This is a genomic window from Tardiphaga sp. GW822-FHT04G09 (assembly GCF_058800725.1).
This window is the reverse complement of the sequence record NZ_JBXAMO010000009.1, coordinates 228,748-250,346: the sequence shown is the minus strand read 5'-3', so window position 1 is coordinate 250,346 and position 21,599 is coordinate 228,748. Positions and strand designations below refer to the sequence as shown.

At 63.9% G+C, this 21,599-nt stretch carries 18 protein-coding genes and 1 pseudogene; 2 read left to right on the top strand and 17 right to left on the bottom strand.

Going from position 1 to position 21,599, the window contains the following annotated elements; all coding sequences use genetic code 11:
- Positions 1–56 precede the first annotated feature (56 nt).
- The 6 genes from AC1RLZ_RS18000 to AC1RLZ_RS17975 all read right to left on the bottom strand — a co-directional run bounded on the left by AC1RLZ_RS18000 (position 57) and on the right by AC1RLZ_RS17975 (position 8,713).
- Entirely contained in the window at positions 57–3,020 is a 2,964-nt protein-coding gene (locus AC1RLZ_RS18000) for a bifunctional [glutamine synthetase] adenylyltransferase/[glutamine synthetase]-adenylyl-L-tyrosine phosphorylase (protein ID WP_493189719.1), read from the bottom strand.
- On the bottom strand, positions 3,017–4,477 hold the full coding sequence (locus tag AC1RLZ_RS17995) for a sensor histidine kinase (RefSeq protein ID WP_493189718.1): 1,461 nt from the start codon (positions 4,475–4,477) through the stop codon (positions 3,017–3,019). Before AC1RLZ_RS17995 ends, AC1RLZ_RS18000 begins: the two co-directional genes overlap by 4 nt.
- A 100-nt stretch (positions 4,478–4,577) precedes the next feature.
- The gene (locus AC1RLZ_RS17990) at positions 4,578–5,258 is read right to left on the bottom strand and encodes a response regulator transcription factor (protein WP_149530879.1); all 681 of its coding nucleotides are present in this window, start codon (positions 5,256–5,258) and stop codon (positions 4,578–4,580) included.
- 270 nt (positions 5,259–5,528) lie between these two features.
- Positions 5,529–7,121 (bottom strand): Do family serine endopeptidase, encoded by a 1,593-nt coding sequence (locus AC1RLZ_RS17985; protein WP_493189717.1) that lies wholly within the window; start codon positions 7,119–7,121, stop codon positions 5,529–5,531.
- A 190-nt stretch (positions 7,122–7,311) separates the two neighbouring features.
- On the bottom strand, positions 7,312–7,707 hold the full coding sequence (locus AC1RLZ_RS17980; RefSeq protein WP_231080980.1) for a carboxymuconolactone decarboxylase family protein: 396 nt from the start codon (positions 7,705–7,707) through the stop codon (positions 7,312–7,314).
- Positions 7,708–7,744: 37 nt separating this feature from the next.
- Entirely contained in the window at positions 7,745–8,713 is a 969-nt protein-coding gene (locus AC1RLZ_RS17975) for a Bug family tripartite tricarboxylate transporter substrate binding protein (protein ID WP_493189716.1), read from the bottom strand.
- Positions 8,714–8,849: 136 nt separating this feature from the next.
- On the opposite strand from AC1RLZ_RS17975, the gene AC1RLZ_RS17970 reads away from it, so the two are divergent.
- The gene (locus AC1RLZ_RS17970) at positions 8,850–9,749 is read left to right on the top strand and encodes an amidohydrolase family protein (protein ID WP_493189715.1); all 900 of its coding nucleotides are present in this window, start codon (positions 8,850–8,852) and stop codon (positions 9,747–9,749) included.
- A gap of 6 nt (positions 9,750–9,755) precedes the next feature.
- Positions 9,756–10,442: a GntR family transcriptional regulator gene (locus tag AC1RLZ_RS17965; protein ID WP_493189714.1), complete on the top strand. Its 687-nt coding sequence runs from the start codon at positions 9,756–9,758 to the stop codon at positions 10,440–10,442.
- Positions 10,443–10,460: 18 nt separating this feature from the next.
- Here the strand turns inward: AC1RLZ_RS17965 and AC1RLZ_RS17960 are convergent, their stop codons facing one another.
- From AC1RLZ_RS17960 to AC1RLZ_RS17910, 11 genes and pseudogenes are all read right to left on the bottom strand, one after another.
- The gene (locus AC1RLZ_RS17960; protein ID WP_493189713.1) at positions 10,461–10,955 is read right to left on the bottom strand and encodes a cytochrome c-type biogenesis protein; all 495 of its coding nucleotides are present in this window, start codon (positions 10,953–10,955) and stop codon (positions 10,461–10,463) included.
- Between the two features lie 4 nt (positions 10,956–10,959).
- Entirely contained in the window at positions 10,960–12,942 is a 1,983-nt protein-coding gene (locus AC1RLZ_RS17955; protein ID WP_493189712.1) for a heme lyase CcmF/NrfE family subunit, read from the bottom strand.
- Positions 12,939–13,433 carry a cytochrome c maturation protein CcmE gene (gene ccmE / locus AC1RLZ_RS17950; protein ID WP_493189711.1) on the bottom strand — a complete coding sequence of 165 codons (495 nt, stop codon included), beginning with the start codon at positions 13,431–13,433 and terminating at the stop codon, positions 12,939–12,941. Before ccmE ends, AC1RLZ_RS17955 begins: the two co-directional genes overlap by 4 nt.
- 63 nt (positions 13,434–13,496) lie before the next feature.
- Positions 13,497–14,615 (bottom strand): c-type cytochrome biogenesis protein CcmI, encoded by a 1,119-nt coding sequence (gene ccmI / locus AC1RLZ_RS17945; protein WP_493189710.1) that lies wholly within the window; start codon positions 14,613–14,615, stop codon positions 13,497–13,499.
- Positions 14,616–14,815: 200 nt separating this feature from the next.
- A complete protein-coding gene (locus tag AC1RLZ_RS17940; RefSeq protein WP_493189709.1) occupies positions 14,816–16,195 on the bottom strand; it encodes a hypothetical protein in 1,380 nt (459 codons plus the stop codon).
- Between the two features lie 100 nt (positions 16,196–16,295).
- Complete coding sequence (locus AC1RLZ_RS17935; protein ID WP_493189708.1) at positions 16,296–16,766, bottom strand: RT0821/Lpp0805 family surface protein; 471 nt, start codon at positions 16,764–16,766, stop codon at positions 16,296–16,298.
- Between the two features lie 98 nt (positions 16,767–16,864).
- Complete coding sequence (locus tag AC1RLZ_RS17930) at positions 16,865–18,241, bottom strand: sensor histidine kinase (RefSeq protein WP_493189707.1); 1,377 nt, start codon at positions 18,239–18,241, stop codon at positions 16,865–16,867.
- Between the two features lie 69 nt (positions 18,242–18,310).
- A complete protein-coding gene (locus AC1RLZ_RS17925) occupies positions 18,311–18,976 on the bottom strand; it encodes a response regulator transcription factor (RefSeq protein WP_371420543.1) in 666 nt (221 codons plus the stop codon).
- Positions 18,977–19,053: 77 nt separating this feature from the next.
- On the bottom strand, positions 19,054–19,209 hold the full coding sequence (locus AC1RLZ_RS17920) for a hypothetical protein (protein WP_493189706.1): 156 nt from the start codon (positions 19,207–19,209) through the stop codon (positions 19,054–19,056).
- A gap of 26 nt (positions 19,210–19,235) precedes the next feature.
- Positions 19,236–20,114 (bottom strand): annotated as a pseudogene (locus tag AC1RLZ_RS17915) (baseplate multidomain protein megatron); the annotation flags it as partial.
- Positions 20,115–20,357: 243 nt separating this feature from the next.
- Complete coding sequence (locus AC1RLZ_RS17910; protein WP_493189705.1) at positions 20,358–21,248, bottom strand: DUF4118 domain-containing protein; 891 nt, start codon at positions 21,246–21,248, stop codon at positions 20,358–20,360.
- Between the last annotated feature and the right edge of the window lie 351 nt (positions 21,249–21,599).

The following is a 21,599-nucleotide window of genomic DNA, read 5'->3' as shown; positions in this document are numbered from 1 at the left end:
TCAGCAAAAAACGCTGCTGAATGCCCCTCCCGCGCCGCGCGGTTCGACAGATACGGCTACGTCTGACCTTCGACCACGGCGCGGAACACCTGACGCACGTCAGACTGCGTCTCACGCACGCGTGCCTGCAGCGAGGAGAAGTCCGGTTCGTTGCTCACGCGTGCAAGCATTCGCAACAGATCCGTGCCTGCGGTCTCCGGCTTGAACTTGTCGCTCACGCATAGCCGCAGCACCTGCGTGAGGTCGTGATAGAGCCTCACCGCCGGACGCAGCACATCGGCGGCGGATGGCGGCAGAACGCCCAGCCGCGCCGCGTTTTCCAGCACCTGTTGTGTGTTGATGCTGAGGATCTCGGGCTTCGCTGCAGCATGCACCAGCTGCAAATATTGCGCGATGAATTCGATATCGACCATGCCACCCGCGGCATGTTTCAGGTCCCAGATATCGTCTTCGCCCTTCTCCTCGGCGATGGCCTGACGCATCTCGGCAACGTCATTGGCGATGATCGTGGTTTCACGCGGACGCGTCAGCACGTCGCGGATGACCCGTTCGATCTTCTCACGGAACGCAGGCGTCGCCGAAATCACCCGCGCGCGCGTCAGCGCCATGTGCTCCCAGGTCCAGGCCTCGGTCTCCTGATATTCAGCAAAGGAATCGATGCGCGACGCCAGCGGACCGGCCCGGCCCGACGGGCGAAGCCGCATATCGACCTCATAGAGCACGCCGTAATTGGTGCGCGTGGTGAACGCGCTGATCAGGCGCTGCGTCAGCCGCGCGAAATATTGCGCGCCGTGCAGCGGGCGTGGTCCATCGGAATCCGGCGCGTCATGATCGAAGTCGTAGATCAGGATCAGATCGAGATCGGAGGCGGCGGTCATCTCGCGGCTGCCGAGCTTGCCCATGGCGACGATGGCGGTCTGCTGATCCTTGATGCGGCCATGCTGGGCCACGAACTGATCCAGCACCAGCCCGTGCAGCGTATGTGCAATGCCTTCGGCGACGTCGGCGAAGGCAATCCCCGCTTGCTGCGCGGAAACGGTGCCCGAGAGAATGCGCGTACCGATCAGGAACAGGCTCTCCTGCCCGAACAATCTGAGACGATCGAGAAACTCTTCATAGGAATTGGCGTCTTCGAGGGTCGCCGCAAGGCGCGTCGAGAGTTCGCGCTGGTCCGGCATGGCGCCGAAGAACCGCGGATCGATGAGCCCGTCCATGATCTGCGGCTGCCGCGCCAGCATGTCACCCAGACGCGGCGCCGCGCCGAGCACCAGCGCCACCAGAGCGACGAGATCGCGATGCTGGCTGAGGAGCGAGATCAGCCGGCCGCCGCGCTGCAGCGCCTGCAGAAACCGGTCGAAGGCCATAACTGCGAGATCCGGCTCTTCGGCATCGGCCAGCCCGGCGATCAGCGCTGGCACGAATTCCATGAATGCCAGCCGCGTCCCCTCATATTTAAGGGCCCGATAGTCGTCGGTCATCCAGTGTTGCACCGTCTCCGCCACCATGGCCGGCTTGCGAAAACCCAGCTTGGTGAAATGTTCGAGCAACCGCTGGTCCGTTGCACCGGCCTTGTAGTCGACAGCCGGAAGATGCGCGTCGTCGATCGGGTCCCCTTCAAACAGGCGACCGTAGTGCCCCTGCACGCAATTGAGGTGCACCAGAAGATCGCGGGCAAAGGCCTCGCGGCTCTCATAGCCGAAGAAGCGCGCAAAGCGTTCCATGGCGCCGACATCATCGGGCAGCGAATGCGTCTGCTCGTCGGCAATCATCTGCAGCCGATGCTCGACGCGTCGCAGGAATTCATAGGCGAGCGTCAGTTCGTCGCGCGCCTCGTAAGTGATCCAGTTGCTCGCAGCGAGAATATTCAGCGCCTCGAGCGTCGGCCGCACGCGCAATTCGGGATGACGTCCGCCGGCAATCAGCTGCTGGGTCTGCGCGAAGAATTCGATCTCACGAATGCCGCCGCGCCCGACTTTGACATTGTGGCCCTCGACGGAGATTTCATTCTGCCCGCGAAACGTCTGCATCTGCCGTTTCATGTCATGGACATCGGCCAGTGCGGCGAAATCCAGATGCTTGCGCCAGACGAAAGGCGCGATCTCGGCCAGCAGCGCCTCTCCGGCCTTGAAGTCACCGGCGCAAGGCAGCGCCTTGATCATGGCCGCGCGCTCCCACGTGCGGCCTTCGCGCTCGTAGTAATGCAGCGCCGACGCCGTCGAGACGGCTACCGGCGTCGAGGCCGGATCCGGCCGCAGCCGTAGATCGACGCGGAACACATAGCCATCGCCGGTGCGCTGCTGCAGCAGCCGCGACACGCCCTGCGCGATGCGCACGAAGAATGAATTCGGCTCGATATCCTCGGCCAGCGTATGCGCTTCGAGATCGAAGAAAACGATCAGGTCGATGTCGCTGGAATAGTTCAACTCGCCAGCGCCCATCTTGCCCATCGCCAGCACGATCAGGCCGCTGCCCTGCTCCGGATTCTCGGGATCCGGCGGCAGGATGCGCTTGCGTGCCGCGTCCTGGCGCAGCAGATAGCGCACCGTCGTCTGGACGGAGGATACGGCAAGATCGGTCAGTGCCCGCGTGACGCGCATCACCGGCCAGACGCCGCCGATGTCGCACAGCGCAATCAACAGCGCCGCTTCGGATTTCATCCGTCGCAGCAGATGCATGACATCGGGATCGCCCCCGGCGGCAGCGACATTCGCTGCGGTCTCGGCGATCAGGCCGGCAAGATGGCGCTCGGGATCGCAACGCAGCAGACGCAAGGCACGTCCCGCATCGGCGCGGATCAGATCAAACAGATAGGGCGACGCCTCGGCAATACCGAGCAGGATCGCCTGAGCATGCGGGAATTGCCCGGTAACCGCACGAAATGCGGCGGCATCGTCCGGAGCGAGATCGACGAGCCATTCACCGAAGCGCCGTTCGGCATCGGCGGGGGCGAACAGCTGCGGTCCGCTGACGAATTGCGCGGCCAGCGCGAGCTGGCCCTCGCCTGTTGCGGCTGAGGTCATGCCGACTTCTGTGGCACATTCCCCGTTTGGCCTGCAAGGCCTTCGGCGGCCGCCGCAGGCAGCGCCAGCGTGACCCGCAGCCCCGGATGGTTGTCGCCGAGCTGCAATTCGCCGCCATGCAGTGTGGCCACGGCAGATGCGAGGCTGAGGCCGAGGCCAGACCCCGGCAGTGTACGGCTTGCTTCCAGCCGCACGAAGCGTTCCACCGCATGTTTCCGGTCGGCTTCGGGAATGCCGGGCCCATGATCGGACACGCTGAGCAGCACCTGATCGCCCTCGCGCCGCGCCTCGATCACGATGTCCCTGGCAGCCGCAGCGCCCGCGCCATCGTTATTTTCGTCCGTGATCGCTGGTTTGCCATATTTGATGGCGTTTTCGACGAGATTGGCGAGCGCCTGGCTGATCAGCTCGCGATTGCCATGCAGCGGCGCAGTCGCGGTCTTGACGGTCAGCGTAAGGTCGCTGTCTTCAGCCAGCGGTTCATAGAGTTCGTGGATCCCCTCGGCGACCTCGGCGGCATCGAAATTGTCCATATTGCCGCGCGCCTGACCCGACTCGGCCCGGGCGATCATCAGCAGCGCATTGAAGGTCCGGATCAGGCCATCGGATTCCTCGATGGTCCGTTCCAGCGCCGCGCGATATTCGGCCTCGTTGCTGGATCGCGCCAGCGCCTCTTCCGCACGATTGCGGAGCCGCGTGAGCGGCGTCTTGAGGTCATGGGCGATATTGTCCGAGACTTCCTTCAGTCCCGTCATCAGCGCTTCAATGCGCTCCAGCATGGCATTGAGATTTTCCGCGAGACGGTCGAGTTCGTCGCCGCTCCGTCCGACCGGCAGACGGCCGGAGAGATCGCCCGCCATGATTCGCTGTGTCGTGCCGGTCATCGCATCGATCCGTCGCAGCACGCGGCTCGCAACGAAGATGCCGCCGCCGAGCCCGAGGACGACGACGATCAACACCGACCACTTCGCGGCATCGCCGACGATGTCGAACAGGCGCCGGCGCTCTTCCAGATCGTGGCCGATCAGCAGCCGGAAGCCGCTGCTCAACTGCGTCACCTTCACCAGCGCGCGATGGTTGGACGAGTCGGGATCGTCGAGCCGACGATAGGCCGTTTCCGACCAGCCCGTGGTGGCCATCACGCCCGGCGCCAGCGAGGAGACGTTGCCGGCGATGGATTGGCCTGCCGGTGTCGTGATCAGATAGAGGTTGGCGCCAGGCCGCAAGGCCCGGTTCTCAATCGCAAAAACGATGCCGCGCAAGCCGCGCCGCGCAAACAGGTCGCTCAGCTCGGTTATTTCGCCATCGACCGTGGTGGTGATCTGATCGTTGATCAGCCGGTGGGTATTCCAGGCGAAATAGACGAGCAGCGATGCCGCAAACAGCGCGAACAGCAGCAGATAGGCCAGCGTCAGCCGAAAGGCCGTCGTGCGAAACAGTTTACCGATGGCCGTCACGGAATGTCTCTGGAAGATAGGTCCCTGTAGCCCTGAAGAGCGGAGCGATATCCGGGGACCGGCGTTTCAAAAATCTCGACATCCCCGCATGTCGCTACGCTCACTTCATCCCGTCCCGGACCATATAGCCGGCGCCGCGAATGGTATGCAGCAGCGGACGCTCAAACCCCTTGTCGATCTTCGAGCGCAGGCGCGAGATATGAACATCGATCACATTGGTTTGCGGATCGAAATGATAGTCCCAGACGTTTTCCAGGAGCATGGTGCGGGTGACCACCTGCCCGGCATGTTTCATGAGATATTCGAGCAGGCGAAATTCGCGGGGCTGCAAGATCAGTTCCTGGCCACCGCGCGTTACGCCATGCGACAGCCGGTCGAGTTCGAGATCACCGACGCGATAGGTGGTTTCTTCGGCGGGACCGCCCTGGCGGCGCGACAACACTTCGACGCGCGCGAGCAGTTCGGCAAATGAATAGGGCTTTGGCAGATAATCGTCGCCGCCGGCGCGCAGGCCCTTGATGCGATCATCGACCTGCCCCAGCGCGGAGAGGATCAGCGCAGGCGTCCGGTTCCCCTTGTCGCGCAGGCCACCGATCACTGAAAGGCCGTCGCGCTTCGGCAGCATGCGATCGACCACCAGCACGTCGTAATCGCCGGATTCGGCGAGCGCGAAACCTTCCTCGCCATCACTGGCGTGATCCGCGACATGGCCAACCTCACGGAAGGCCTTGACCAGATAGTCGGCGGATTCGCGGTCGTCTTCGATGATGAGCAGACGCATCTGGGGATCGGATTCGCTGTGGATCTTGTGGGTCTCGGTCACCATGGCGCGCACTGGGCTCTCATGCAAGGTGTCGGAATGCCCCTTGGCTCTGATAGAAAATAGGCGGTGAAGCTGGGGGAAACTTCACCGCCCATTGGCCTTCCGACGGAAGGGGGCTGTTTTTTCCATCGAAAGGAAGCAGTGGGAGCGAGTTTGTGGCTCGCCCCCTGGAAAGAGCCGTCAGCGGGGGCGACTATGCCGGCGACACTCTCCGTTCATGTGCGGTGATCAGCCCTTCGCGAGAGGAACGGCGACGAACTTCGAGGAGCCGTTCGAGCGAACCCTGATCAGCACGCTGTTCTTGTTTTCGTTATGCGCGGCGACGATCGCCTCACGCACATCGCCGGGACTAGTTACGCTCTTGCCGGCAACTTCGAGAATGACGTCACCTTCCTTGAAGCCGCGTTCAGCGGCGGCGCTCTTCGGATCGACGCCGGTCACAATGACGCCGTCCTTGCCGGCGCCGGCGACGCTGCTGGCAGGTGAGACCGTAAGGCCAAGCCGTGGAACATCCGAGCCGCGTGTTGCGTTGCCGCGGTCACCGCCATCGATGTCGGCCTTCGCCTCCACCGTGTTCGGCAACTGGCCGAGGGTCATGGACAGAACCTTGTCCTCACCCTTGTGCAGCACGTTGAGCTTCACCGTGTTGCCCGGCGCGAAGCCGCCAATGGTACGGGCGAGTTCGCGCGCATCCTTCACCGGCGTGCCGTTCACCGCAGTGATGACGTCGCCCGACTTGATGCCGGCCTTGGCTGCCGGACCATCGGCCTGCGGCTCGGCGACAAGCGCGCCTTCCGCCTTCTTCAGTCCGAGACTGTCGGCGATATCCTGGGTCACCGGCTGAATCTGCACGCCGATCCAGCCACGCGACACTGAGCCCTTGTCCTTGAGCTGCGCCACCACTGTCTTCACGGTCGAGGCTGGGATCGAGAACGCGATGCCGACGCTGCCGCCCGACGGCGAATAGATCGCGGTGTTGACGCCCATCACCTCACCGGAGGTGTCGAAAGCCGGACCACCCGAATTGCCCTTGTTCACGGGCGCATCGATCTGGATAAAATCGTCATACGGTCCGTTGCCGATGTCGCGGCCCGAGGCCGACACGATGCCGGCGGTCACGGTACCGCCGAGGCCGAACGGATTGCCGACTGCCAGCACCCAGTCACCGATCCGCGGCTTGCCGTCGGCAAGCTTGGCGAACGGGAAGTCGGTGCGGCCTTCGACCTTGATCAGCGCCAGATCGGTGCGCGGATCGGTGCCGATGACCTTGGCCTGATAGGTCTTGCCGTCGTCGGTCGACACCTCGACCTTGTCGGCGCCATCGACCACATGATTGTTGGTCACGGCGAAACCGTCAGCCGAAATGAAGAAGCCAGAGCCTTGACCGCTGACGATGCCGCGGCCACCACGCGGACCACCGCGCATGCCCGGCGGCAGACCATCCTGTCCGAAGCGCTTGAAGAAGCGCTCCATCGGCGAGCCCGGCTGGAACGGCGAGTCGCTGTTGTTGTCGTCATCCTTCGATGCGACCTTCTCTTTCATGTTGACCTTGACCGAGATGACCGAGGGCTTCACGCGCTCGACGATGTCGGCAAAGCCGATCGGCTGCGCAGCCTGCGACTTCACCTGCTTGTCGACCTGCGCATGCGCAGTGGTGGTGAAGATGTCGACGGGGCCATTGGACGGCGACAGGCCGTAAGCGGCGACACCAAGGCCGGCAACGACTGACGCCATCAGCGCGAACTTGCGCGCAGAGAACAGCGAGCGGCGGGGTGCCTTGTAGGACGGCAGTTCGGAAAAATCGGTGGGGCGGTCGGACATCGAGAAAATCTCCAGAGCAACGGCGCGGGGGGCAAGGCGCCTTGTGTGGTCTGAAGATGGAGGTTTCCACCTTACCGCCGGCTGGCAGGGGAATTAAGCTTTTGTAATCTGGCGGATGCGGGGTGTGGCGGGATGACGCGGGGGACAACGCGCCTGAATTATCCCGGTATCGGCAGATACAGCGGCGGTATCAGCCGCCGGTCTTTTGACCCGTCTCCGGGAACAGACCGGCCAGGATTTCGCCGGCCATGTTGAAGGCTGCAACGCCGCGGAACAGCGCCGCGATTCCGGCGCTTGCGTGCAGTTCCTCAAGCGTGGCGCCGGCCTTGATCGCAGCCTTTGCGTGATTGGCAGCAGCTTCGGACGTCTGGACCAGCAGGATCGCGAACGACATCAATTGGACGGTCTTCTGGTCCAGCGCATCCGGCGTCAACGCCGCAATCCGCCAGTCCTCCAGCGCCGTGACCAGAGCGGGATCGACGCGCATGCCCAGTTCCAGTCGCTTGGCGATCTTCGGCGGCGTGAAGCCAATCATGGTCTCGTAGCGGGATTTCAGCTCGTCGAGTTCAGCAATTTTCTTCGTCATATGATTCCCGTTTTCAAATCGATTACGGCCCGAGGTCCTACTCGACGTTGGCACCCGCTGTCTTGACCACCTGGCCCCATTTTTCCGACTCGGCGCGCAGAAACGCGGCGAACGCGTCGCCGGATAACGTGCCGGGCTCGGCGCCTACATCGGCGAGACGCTTCACCATGTCGGGGTCCTTCAGCACCTTGGTCACCCCGTCGATCAGCACCTTCGTCACATCCGGCGGCATCTTGGCCGGCGCGACGAGGCCAAACCATGACGACGCCTCGAAATTGGTGACACCCGCTTCCGCCATGGTCGGCAGCTCCGGGAATAGAGGCGAGCGCGCTGCACCCGCCACGGCAATCGCGCGGATCGTACCGCCCTGAACCTGCGGACGAACGGCCGGCATGTTGTCGAACATCATCGGGATCTGACCGGCGATCAGGTCATTCATCGCCGGCGCCGCGCCGCGATATGGCACATGGACGATATCGATGCCGGCGCGCGCCTTCAGCAGTTCGCCCGCCAGATGATTGGTCGAGCCAAGGCCAGACGAGCCGAAATTGAGTTTGCCCGGCGAGGCCTTGGCGAGCGCGATCAGTTCGGCCACGGTCTTGGCCTTCACGCCCGGATTGACCGCCAACACGATCGGAACCGATGCGATCAACGCCACCGGCGTGAAATCCTGGGCGGGATTGAAGGGGAGTTGCGCGTAGAGCGACTGATTGACAGCGAGCGGTCCGGGCGCCGTCAGCAGCAACGTATAGCCGTCGGCCGGCGAGCGCACGACGGCATCCGCGCCAATGTTGCCGCCCCCGCCGCCACGGTTGTCGATCACCACCGGCTGTCCCCAGAGTTCCTGCAGCTTGGTGCCAAGCAAGCGGGCAACGACGTCGTTCGATCCGCCGGCGGGAAACGGCACCACGATCTTGATGCCGCGTTCGGGAAACCCTGCATGGGCAACCTGGCCAACCAGCGAAACGCTGACCAGAGCCACCAGCGCAGAAACCACGTGCCGCATGCGAACCTCCAAATAATCGATTTTTCTTGCTTCGTCGATTTTATGTTGGCACTACTTAAGGCTGTCGTCAAATCGGCTGATTGCCACCGTTTATTTTCAGCGAACAAAGATCGCTTATTTGAAGGAAGTTGCCACGATGAGTGCGCAAACGCCTGGCGCCGCACGGAAGCCCTCCCCCGGTCCCGATCGCCATCCGAAGCGGCCGGCATTCGTGATGCCGCGTGGTGCCTGCGATACCCACGTCCACGTCTTCGGCCCGCAGGCCGAATTTCCATTCAGCGAACAGCGCAGCTACACGCCCGAAGACTGCACCTATGACGATCTGATGCAGCTCCACGAAACGCTCGGGATCGACCGCGCCGTCATCGTGCATGGCGGTGCTCACGGCACCGACAACAGTGCGACCCTTGCGGCCCTCGACCTGAATCCGAAACGACTGCGCGGGGTGGCCGTGATTCCATCGGGCCTGCCACAGCAGGAGCTTGAAGACATGCACCTTCGCGGGATGCGGGGCTGCCGGATGTCCACCGTCGTGAGCGGCGGCGCATCCTTTGCGCATCTAGCGGGTCTCGCGGACGAGACGTTCGATTTCGGCTGGCACCTCGTGCTGCATTTCAACAGAGCGAGCGAGCTGGTCGATGTCGCGCCACAACTCATGCAGGTCCGTAGTCCGTTCGTGCTGGATCACCTCGCCCGGATCAGCGCCACGGAAGGCGTCGACTCCGAACCGTTCCAAACCTTGCTGCGATTGCTCGATACCGACCGCTGCTGGATCAAGCTCGCCAGTCTGTATCGCCTCTCTGCAGAGCTCTATCCGCATCGCGACATGCTGCCGATGATCACGCGCGTGGTCGAAGCGCGTCCCGACCGCATTCTCTGGGGCAGCAACTGGCCACATCCGATCTGCCCGGTCGCAATGCCGAACGACGGCGACCTCGTTGATCTCATCCCGCTCTGGCTGCCGGATTCCGAAGCGCAACAATTGGTACTGGTGGACAATCCGGCTTCGCTCTACGGTTTCGAGAGCATCGGATAAGCCATCATGAGCACCGCACGCACCACCACGGCCGCCGCGATCCCGACCACATTGTCCACCACGCTCGTCGCCCGCTTACGGCACTCCATCATGCGCGGCGACCTACTGCCGGGCAGCAAACTCAATCTTGATCGCCTGCGCACCGCCTTCGGCGTCAGCCTCAGCCCGCTGCGCGAAGCGCTGTGTCGTCTGGAGAATGACGGGCTCGTCGCGCTGATCGATCAGCGCGGCTATCGCGTCACGCCGGTCTCGGCTGACAATCTGACGGAGATCATTCGGCTGCGCGTCGAGCTCGAAGGCCTTGCCATCAAGGAGGCCATCGAACATGGCGATGTCGCCTGGGAAGGACGCGTGCTCGGCTCGCTGCATCAGCTCAGCCGCTGCAAGCGCGGCTCACGCTCGGCCGCCGAGCAGGAAGCCTGGGAGATTGCGCATCGCGCCTTCCACGCCGAACTGATCTCGGCGTGCCAGATGCCGCTGCTGCGGCAGTTCTGTGCGACGCTGCACGACCAGAGCGATCGCTATCGCCGCATTTTCCTGAAGAAACATAAGCCCGATCGCGACGTGCCTGCAGAACACACGGCGATGGCCCGTGCGATGATCGAGCGGCGCACACGCGATGCAACGCGCATCCTGCGGGAGCATATTGAACGCACGGGTCGGAATATCCAGGCCGTATTGCCGGCCGAATAGACGCCGGCAACGACCGGCCTAGGTCGACTTCGTCTCGGTCTGCGCCGCGATCAACTTTTCGATCCGCGCCTCTTCCTCGGCGGTGAGTTTCATCACGGCGTCATCGCTGTCGCCTGCACTCCCTCGCCGCCGGTTGTGCCACCATAGCGCAACACCGCCACCGATCAGCACCAGTGGCGTCAGCAGCCACAGCAGCAACGTGTGCAGATTGAGCCGCGGTTTCAGCAGCACGAATTCACCATAGCGCGCCACCAGGAAATCCAGCACCTGTTGGTCGCTCTCGCCAGTGGCGATGCGCTCGCGCACCAGGAGACGCAGGTCGCGCGCCAGCGGCGCATCTGAATCATCGATGGACTGGTTCTGACAGACCATGCAGCGCAGCTCCTTCGACAGGTTGCGCGCGCGGCCTTCCTGGGCCGGGTCCTTCATGATCTCGTCGGGCTGCACCGCATGCGCCAGCGGCGCAGCGAGCAGAAACATGACGGCGAACAGGCTTGCGACAATACGTGTCACGCCATCACTCCGCCGGCTGCAATGCGCGCGGGGCCTTTGCCGGCTTCGGTGCACCAACGCGTAGCCGCCGGTCGGACAGCGACAGCAGACCGCCAAAGGCCATCAGCACCGGTCCCCACCAGATCATCAGCACCAGCGGCTTGTGATATATCCGCACGGCAACCGCGCCACCGGCGGCCTCCTCGCCAAGCGATATGTAGAGCTGGCTGGCGCCGCGCGACAGCAGCGCGGCTTCCGTCGTCGAGGACTGCCGCGCGGTGAAGTTGCGCTTCGATGGCGTCATCTCGCCGATGTCGTCGCCGCCGCGCGTTACCCTGAAGCGCGCGAGGCTTTCACGGAAATTGGGCCCCTGCCGCTGCGTCACGTCCTTGAGGGTCAGTTCATAGCCCGCGAGCCTGGCCACATCATTCGGCTGCATGGTGCCGATATATTCGGTATTCCACGTGCTCTCGCAGACAATACCGATCAGCGCCACGCCGATGCCGGCATGGGCGAAGGCCGTGCCCCAGGCCGCGCGCGGCAATCCGCGGGCGCGCCGAAACGCAACACCGAATGGCAGACGAAACAGCATGGTGCGCTCGGCGATATCGACGATCGATCCGGCAATGACGAACACGCCGAGGCCGATCGCCAGCGGCGCCAGCGCCGCGCCGCCGGTCGTCCATGCCCAGACCAGCGCCACCGCCAGCAGCGCGGCAATACCGGCCGCCAGCAGCCGCTGTGTGACGCCCCTGAGATCGCCGCGCTTCCACGCCAGCAACGGCCCGAACGGCATCGCCAGCAGCAACGGCACGAACAGCGGGCCGAAGGTGAGATTGAAGAACGGCGCTCCCACCGAGATTTTCTCGCCGGTCAGCATTTCCAGCGCCAGCGGATACAGCGTGCCGATAAACACCGTCGCGCAGGCCGTGGTGAGGAACAGGTTGTTCAGCACCAGCGCGCCCTCGCGCGAGATCGGCGCGAACAATCCGCCCTGCTTCAGCGACGATGCCCGCCACAGATACAGCGTCAGGCTGCCACCGATGAATACGCACAGAATCAGCAGGATGAACACGCCGCGCGTCGGGTCGGTCGCGAAGGCATGGACAGAGGTGAGCACGCCGGAGCGTACCAGGAATGTCCCGAGCAGCGACAGCGAGAAGGTCAGGATCGCGAGAAGTATGGTCCAGACCTTCAGCGCGTTACGTTTCTCCATCACCACGGCGGAGTGCAGCAGCGCGGTGCCGGACAGCCATGGCATCAGCGAGGCATTCTCGACGGGATCCCAGAACCACCAGCCGCCCCAGCCGAGTTCGTAATAGGCCCAGTAGGAGCCCATCGCGATGCCCAGCGTCAGGAAGATCCACGCCACCAGCGTCCAGGGCCGCACCCAGCGCGCCCAGGCCGCGTCGATGCGCCCTTCGATCAGCGCGGCGACGGCGAAGGAGAACGCGATGGAGAAGCCGACATAGCCGAGATAGAGCATCGGCGGATGCACCGCGAGGCCGATATCCTGCAGCACCGGATTGAGATCGCGTCCCTCGAACGGCGGCTGCGCCAGCCGCAGGAACGGATTCGAGGTCATCAGGATGAACAGATAGAACGCCGTGGCAATCCAGCCCTGCACCGCCAGCACATGCGCGCGCAGCGACAGCGGCAGATTATTGCCGAAGGCGGCGACGAGCCCGCCGAACAAAGCGAGGATCGACACCCACAGCAGCATCGAGCCTTCGTGGTTCCCCCATACGCCGGTGATCTTGTAGAGCAGCGGCTTCATCGAATGCGAATTCTCGAACACGTTGGCGACCGAGAAATCCGACGTCACATAGAGCGTCGTCAGCGCGAGAAACGACAGCCCGGCGAACAGGAGCTGCGCCAGCGCCGTGGAGCGCGCTACATTCATCAATGCGGGATCGCGCAGCCGAGCACCGACGATCGGCACGGTCGACTGGATCAGCGCCAAAGCCAGCGCCAGAACGAGTGCGTAATGTCCGGCTTCGGCGATCATTGCGTCAGACTCGGCTTGGCGGACGAGGCGCCCTGCGACATCACAGGTTTGCCGCCCTCGCCTTCCTGCCAGCGTCCCTGCTTCTTCAGCGCGTCGGCGACTTCCTTCGGCATGTAGTTCTCGTCATGCTTTGCCAGCACGGTGTCGGCCTTGAACACGCCCGACGCATCCAGCGCGCCTTCGGCGACGACGCCCTGCCCCTCGCGGAACAGATCCGGCAGGATGCCCTTGTAATTCACCGGCAGCGTTGCGCCGCCATCGGACACCTTGAAGCTGACGGCCAGATTATCGCCGCGCACCAGCGAGCCCTGCTCCACCATGCCGCCCAGACGGAAGCGTTTGCCGGCAGGAATCTGCTTTTCGGCAACCATCTGCGGCGTCGAGAAGAACACAATGGAGTCGCGCAGCGCGTTCAGCACAAGCCCGGCCGCGATGGCGAGCACTACGAGCGCTCCACCGATCATCGTCAATCGTCGCTGCTTGCGCGTCATGCTTCACCTTCAAGACGCATGATGTTGTCCGAAAACTGCTTCACACTTTTCGGCATCATGCGTCTACCAATCCAGCCCCGTGTCTTTCAGGCCATCGTTCAGCTTGCGCAGTCGCTCGGCATCGGTGCCGACCGCCTCCCGTGCATCTGCCAGCGCGCTCTTTGCCTTGTCGCGCTCACCGAGCACCATATAGGCGCGCACCAGCCGCAACCATCCCTCGACGTCGCTGCCATCCTGCTTCAGCCGCGTCGCAAGCCGGTCGACCATGCCCTGGATCATCGCATTGCGGTCGCCTGCATTTATGCCCTGCACCGACGCGATCGTGTCTTCCGACAGCGCCGGCAGGTTCGTGCCTGATTTCGGAACGCTGCCGCCGACGCGCGCCAGGGCCGCCGTGACCACCGGGCGCCACGGCGCATCCGCAGGTCCCTTTGCCAGCATATCGCGCCAGATCACCGCTGCGTCGCTGCCACGCCCGTCCTGCTCGGCCGCCAGGCCCAGGAAGTAGCGTGCCTTGACCTCGCCGGCATCGAGCGCGACGGCGCGTTCGAATTCGGTCTTGGCATCCGCGGTGATCACGCCATTGGCGGCCATCGCCATGGCCTCGCCGAGATCGGCACGGCGCGCGGCCGTATCGCCGGCATAGGTGATCGCGTTGCGGAACGCCCGCACCGCATCGTCGGTACGGCCGATCTTCGCCAGCACCGGCGCAAGCACGGTCCAGCCACGGCCGTCGGTGGGGTTCTTCTCGAGATGCTGCTCAACCTGAGCGACAAGATTGTCCAGCGGCTGGGTGGGACTGGGCGACTGGTTGCGCGCGGCGAGCGGAAAGTCCGGCATGGCAGGCGAACCGAGCGGCAGATAGAAGCCGACGGCCAGCAGCGGCAGGCCGATCAACGCCACCAGCGACACGGCGCGGCGAAACCCGGGACTGCTGCCTACGGCCGCCGCGCCCTCGGCATCGACCGCGGCCAGCAGACGACGGCTGATCTCGATACGCGCCGCCTCGGCCTCGCTCGGCCCGATCAGGCCTGCGGCGGTGTCACGGGTAATTTCGGCGAGTTGATCCCGGTAGACGCTGGCTTCAGTGCCACCGGCATTGGAGCGGGTCCGGCCAAGCGGCCACAGCACAGCGAAAATCGCCGCGGCGGTCATCAAGGCGAACACAAACCATAAGGCCATCAATGGGTTCCGGCGCAATCTTTGAGTCGATCTAAACGACGTCTTTGCCGGGTTACACCATGGCCACCGACGCCGCGCAATTGACTTTTATGCCATCGCGACGTCCGGCCGCTTGTTCTGGATCAAGGATTTGGCCGATGGCGTTTTCGGGGGAACTGGATGCCGGTTCGCGCGAAGAAAACGCGTCAAGGCAAAACGGCCTAGCCGGCCCGCTTCGGCTTGCGCTCCACCACGACCATGGCCTGCTCGGCGGCGCGGCTCATCAGCGAGGCATATTCCTGACCGAACAAGACCTGGCAAAAGCGGATCGCCGCCTTGGCCTGCATCTGCCGGTAATTGCGCACGCGGGGCTCGCCGGCGCGGAGCGACTGCACCAGCGACTCCGTGGACTTCTCGACATATTGCTGCAGGTCGGAATAGGTCCGCAGCGTCACCTCGTTGATGGCGAGTTCGCTGGCATAGGTCCGGCACACCGCGACGAAATTGATCAGCGCCACGGTCTCCTCGACCTCGGCGAAATCGACCGTCGCCGTCGCGGCAATGTCCTTGTCCGGGCGCTGGCGCAGCAGGCGCCGCACCCTGCCCGGCACGCTCTCGATCTCCGACTGCAGCGTCGAGGAAATCTCCACCCGGATCGCCGCCATCTGGCGCCCCCAGGTGGAGTCGTTGCGCATGTCGAGTTCGGTGCGCAGACCGCGCACGCCGTCATGGACGACCTTGAGATGTTCGGGGACGCTGTCGAACTTGCCGCGCCTGATATCGGAGCGCAGTTCGGCCGCCACGCGATTGAGATCGGACAGCGCCATGGTCACGGCGACGCCATACGGCGTGGCGGCGACGCGGATCTCGTCGTCAGAGGCCGCAATCTTCACGGCCAGCCGGATGATCTGCCACGGCGCCGCCAGCCGTTGCATCACCAGCGACAGCGCGAATGGCAGCAATTGCGGCGTGGTCAGCGTCGGCACGTTCAGCGCGCTGTTGACCGAGGCGATCTGGGAGTCGCCGAAGCTGCGGAGCACGCTCGGCAGCTTGCCGGCAAAGCCGTCGAGTGGTTCGCGCGCCTTCAGCACCGCGCCGATGGACGGCAGGTCCTCGACGGCATGGGTCGGCCCGATGCGGGCCGCCCCGCGATTGCCCGACGTGACAGCGGCAATGGCAGCTGCTGCTGCCTGCTGGAATTTCCTGACGGCGCGCTCGATGTCCGAAGCGCCCGGCTCGGGCGATGCGGTAACGACCGCCTCGAACTCGCGCACAGCATCTGCGGCGTCGCGCTCCAGCCACTGCCAGATCGGCAGCAGGGAGGCGCGCCGGATCTGACCGGGGCGGACATTGCCGACGCCCTCGACCAGGAACGGCTCGAGCGACTTGAACACCAGTCGGCTGGGATCCTCGACCCGCGGGCGCACGGCATTCTCGTGGCCACGCACCACGCCACGCAGCAGTTCGAGCACGAAATTGGCGACCTTGACGTCCTCGCCGCGCTCGATAGCGCGCTCATATTCGCGCATCAGCAGCATCTGCGACTGCCCAGGCAGTTGCGCAAGATACTCCCGCAAGCGATCGATCGACGTTTTGTTCATGCAGCCTGAGAATTCTGTGCTTTCCGGTCGTCCTACAACCGAAAACCGCCACCGGTTTTTGTAGCAGGCGCCCCGTTAAGAAGGCGTTGAGGAACCGGGATCAGGCCGCCGCCCATGTGCCTTCAGGAGTGCGGCAGGCAGTGCCGCGGGCGGTCTTGAGGTCGCCATTCACCGTGATCGTGTGGGAAAAGCCCCGGCACTCCCGGCCCTTCTGGTTGTAGGCCGGTCCGGCGACGATGTTGCCATAGCGCCCCGAAGTGGTGTTGCGCCACGGCACCGGGGCGCCGGGCGCGCCGCGGTCAAGGGCAGTTATCTGAGCTTCATAGGCCAGCCGGCGATCCTCGTCGTTGAGCTGGGCTCCGAGCCTGGCGCCGATCATACCGCCAAAGGCGGCATTGGTCACGGCCGTCGCCGCGTTCTCCTCGGACAGGCCAACGGCCGACTTGGTGCTGGTATAGGCCCGGGCGATCGTATCGGTGCCGAGGCTCAGGCCGCCATCCGACGTGGTCACGTCACAACCACCCAGCGCCAGCGCAACAGCGACAACACAGAAGGCGTTGAACTTGAACATGGACTTTAGGCCTCGAACGCAAACCGGGACACAGGAGACGTCAAAGACGTTACGAACGGGATAATTCGGGCGAGATCGGGGCGCAAGCAAGCCGGAACTCAGACTCCCGGCAGCACCAGTTCTGCCCGCAGCCCGCCGATCGGCGCCTTGCCGAGTGCCAGGCTGCCGCCATAGAGCGCTGCCAGATCGACGACGATGGACAGGCCGAGGCCGGAGCCCGGCTTGGTTTCGTCGAGGCGTTGGCCGCGGCGGGCAACCTGGGCGCGCTCGGTGTCCGACAACCCGCGCCCGTCGTCGTCGACGACGAGCCGCAGCTTCGACGCCGGGTCGGTGCCGCCAGTGCGCTCGACCTTGACGCTGATGGTGACCTGCGTCTCCGCCCATTTGCAGGCGTTGTCGACGAGATTGCCGGCCATCTCCTCGAGGTCCTGCTTCTCGCCGCGGAATTTCGCTGATGCGTCCGCGTCCAGATCGATGCTGATGCCGCGGTTGCGATGGATCTTCTCCATCGTCCGGCACAATGCTTCCAGCGTCGGCGCGACCTCGGTGACGGTGCCGACGATGGTGACGCGCGCAGCAATCCGCGCACGCTCCAGATGATGCGTCACCTGATCGCGCATCACGTCGGCCTGCTCCAGCACCTTGGTCGCGAACGGATCGACGCCCCTGCTGTTCGCCTCGTTGACGATCACCGACAGCGGCGTCTTGATCGCATGGGCGAGATTGCCGACATGGGTGCGCGCGCGCTCGACAATGGCGCGGTTGGCATCGAGCAGCGCGTTCATCTCGCGCGCCAAGGGCGAGATCTCGACGGGGAATGTGCCCTCGAGCCGTTCGGCGCGGCCGGACCGGATATCGGCGATGGCATCGGACATGCGTTTCAGCGGCGCGAGGCCGAAGCGGACCTGAAAGATTGTGGTGAGGACGAGAACGATGGATAGAGCGGCAAAGGTGCCGCCGAGATAATAGTCGAAGCTACGCGTTTCCTCGAAGATTTCGGTGGCATCGCCGGCGACGCTGACACGGAATTTACCGTCGGCGCCGAGATCGACGGGACGCTCCACCATGCGCAGCCGCTGGTCTTCGGGCCCATCGACATAGCCCTGCCGGATGCCGGACGCCGTGAGTTCGATACCCTGGTCCTCGAGCTTCGGCAGCTTCTTGTCCCATAGCGAGCGCGACCCGCGGGTCTCGGTCTTCTCGGACTCGATCGGCGCTATTTCCCAGTACCAGCCGGACAGCGGCAGTTCGAACAGGGGCTCGCCGAGCGACGGCGTCTCGTGATCCGGCGCGTCCGGCGGATTGGCGACTTCGGCCACCAGGGTACGGAGATAGAGATTGAGGCGGCGATCGAAGGCGCGCTCGGTGGCGCTGCGATAGACCGAAGACAAAATGATGCCGGTGATCAACAGGATCAACACCACCCAGGCCGTCGCCGACAGGAACAGCCGCGTTGCAAGCGAGCTGTTGCGCATCAGGGCATGATCCCGAAAAGTGCGCAGCGGTCTTCGGACAAGATCATGCCAAAACGATCCTGACCGCGCTCACTGCTGCGGCGGCGTGAGCAGATAGCCGAGACCGCGCACGGTCTGGATGATATCGACGTCGAGCTTCTTGCGGATGCGGCCGACGAACACCTCGATGGTGTTGCTGTCGCGATCGAAATCCTGGTCGTAGAGATGCTCGACCAGTTCGGTGCGCGAGATCACGCGGCCGGTATGGTGCATCAGATAGGACAGCAGCCGGTACTCGTGTGATGTCATCTTGATCGGATTGCCGGAGACGCTGACGCGCCCGGTGCGGGTATCCAGCGACACAGGTCCGCAAGTGAGTTCGGACTGGGCGTGGCCAGTGGAGCGGCGCAGCAGCGCGCGGATGCGGGCCAGGACCTCTTCGAGATGGAACGGCTTGGCGACGTAATCGTCGGCGCCCGCATCAAAGCCCTGCACCTTGTCACTCCAGCGGTCGCGCGCCGTGAGGATCAGCACCGGCATGATGCGGTTGTTGCGGCGCCAGGCTTCCAGCACCGAAATGCCGTCCATCTTCGGCAGGCCGATATCCAGCACCACGGCGTCATAAGGCTCGCTGTCGCCGAGGAAGTGCCCCTCCTCGCCATCGAAGGCGCGATCGACGACATAGCCGGCATCTGTCAGCGCCGTGGTGAGCTGACGGTTGAGATCTGGATCATCTTCGACAACGAGCAGGCGCAACTGACTTCTCCGCGTTCATAACCCCGAATTGATGCCCGGGCGCGTGAACGCTTCATGAATGGCGGCAGCCGCCAACCTTACTTTTTCTTCACACCGTCTTTGACCAGAACCGCCTTGACCAGCTTCCCGACCATGCCGGGCGAATCCTGCCCGGTGAGTGCACTGACCTTTTCGCGGGTGCGGCCGCTGATATAGACGCCTAGCACGCCGAAACGGAACCCCCAATAGGTCACAAGCAGCGCGGTGGCGTTGACCAGCGCGGCCGCACGGCGCAGTATTCGGCGCCCAGATCGGACCCGAACCACGCCACCACCACGGCCACCCGTTGCAGGTTCGGGCACAGCCCCTGCAAATCGTCCAGCGCCGCCACCACATCGGACCGCGCCGAGCCGTGATGGCGGTTCTCCGGCGCCGATTGTCCGGGACCGAGCAGCTGCACCACCGTGGACGGTTCATAGCCGAATTCGGTGGTGCCGGGGATCAGCGTCACCGCGCGCACCATCTGTTCGAGCAGACCGATCGGCCGGATGATCTCGAAGGACAGTTGCGGAATCCGGTTGCCGAGATTCGCCAGCGGCAGGCGTTCGAACAGGACATAGGCGAGCCCGCGATAGGCCGGCGCATTGCCCGCGCCCTCCTTCGCGATGATCAGCCCATCCGGCATCTGATCTTCGGTGCCGCGATAGACGCGAAAATTGATACCCTCGAGATCGAGTGGCTTGCCGTCGGCCCAGATCCGCCCGACGCGGCCGATCACGCCCTCACATAGCCCCACTGCGAAATTCGCGAAGTAGCTGTAGGTCGTGGTCGTGGCGGTCGGCCCGCCGCCGAGGCCCTTGCCACCATCCGTCGGCACTATCTCCGACGTCCCGACTTCCTCCAGCGGTGTCGCCCAGATCACCTGCCCGCTCAGTCGCGCACGGCCATAGACGCGCGGGATCGGCGCGCCTTCGGTGGAGGCCATCACATCGAGATCGGCGAGCTGCGGACCGCTCCTTGTCTGATCGCCGGCGCCGAACAGCGCGTTGTCAATCGCGCCGCCGAGCGCCGCGCCGGCAAGCTGACCCTCGATCGCGCCGATGGGGCCGAACATGCCGCCGATGGCGCCGCCGGCCGTGGAGAGGATGAGTTGCGACATCAGCTCACTCCGGGAAAGCGGAACGCATGGGCCAGACACCGCGCGTACGCGGGCACCTGCTACAAATTCTCTCGTCTTGTTATCGGAGTGCCGACACGCGCAGTTCACCCATCAGGAGATTTCTGCACGCATGCGAAGCCCGAGGCGCGATGGACAGGCGCGATCTCTCGTTGCTCTCGGCTGGGCGGACGGGGAGCAGTTCGCAATCAATCTCCGCAGGGCCCGGCTGGCGAAGCTGCCGCCTCAGCTCTGGAGCTCAACATCGCGGGTCGGCCGCGCATGCTGGAGGGCGAGCCCCATGGCCAATACGCTTCGCACGACGTTCACGGGCACGTCTGGCTTGACGGGACGCTCATCAGGATCGAATGCGATTCCCAAAACGGCATTGCTGTCCCCGGCAGCCTGTACAGGCCAGAAGTCAAAGCGCGAGGCGATGTCCGGGTAGACGCCGCCGCGCATGGTGCCTCCGGTCGCGAGCGATGCACGCGCCGCCTCCAGTTCGGGCTCCTGCAGTTCTGCGTCGCCGGTTTTCTCAAGAAGAATAACTTTGTCACCTGACACGAGCATCACCACCACAGGAGCGTGAAACAGCGCGGCAAGAGCCCGGCATGTGAGCGAGACGATCGCTTTCACGCTGTCGGCTGCAGCGACGTCACGGCTGTAGCCTTGCAAGACGATCGCCTGCCGATTTAACCGAGATACCTCGGCCGCTCTCTGGTGAGAGGTGAAGGCCACGCCGCTTACGACAAGTCCAACGACGAACAGAAGTCCAATCGCCCAGATATTGGCCGGGTCATCGACGCTGAGACTGTAGCGAGGTTCCGTGAGAAAGAAATTAAATGCGAGAGCACCGAGTACTGCGGAAAGGAACGACGGGCCCAAACCGAAGCTCAGTCCCGCGACGATGACGGGAATGACAAATACCAGCGAGAGATTGGGTATCGCCACCTTGCTATTGATACCAACCGCCGCCACAGTCGCGAGGGCGGTCATGGCGAATGAAGCGAGATATCGCAACATCGCGGATGCTGCCGGGCCGAGAACAGGATTCGCAGCGGCCGCTGCGTCGATGTCCGTTGGTTCGATGACCGTTGGTGCGATGTCCTGGCGCATATTCGCTTCAATACCGGCCATCGGTTCATCTCCCGTTTGGTGTTCGGTAACGCCTCTTCGCACACATTGAAGCAGTCAGATCGAAATCCCGGCCCGATAAAGCCGGTATGTCGGCGCGATCTCCCTCAGAGCCGAAGCGCGAATAACAAACATGGCAATTCCCATATAGGAAATCCAGATGAGAAGACCGTGGGCGGTATAAACAAGGAAGCGAATTCGCCTGCTTTAGGCTGCCACGCGCAGGCCGTCCTGCCATCGCGCCATCCTTCCGAGCGCGGAAGGACCGGCGTCCGGTGAATCAGAGAGTGACCGCACGCCATTCAACGGAGGGGACCGCGTCGTGCGATCCCCTCGATATTCGACCTCCGGCCA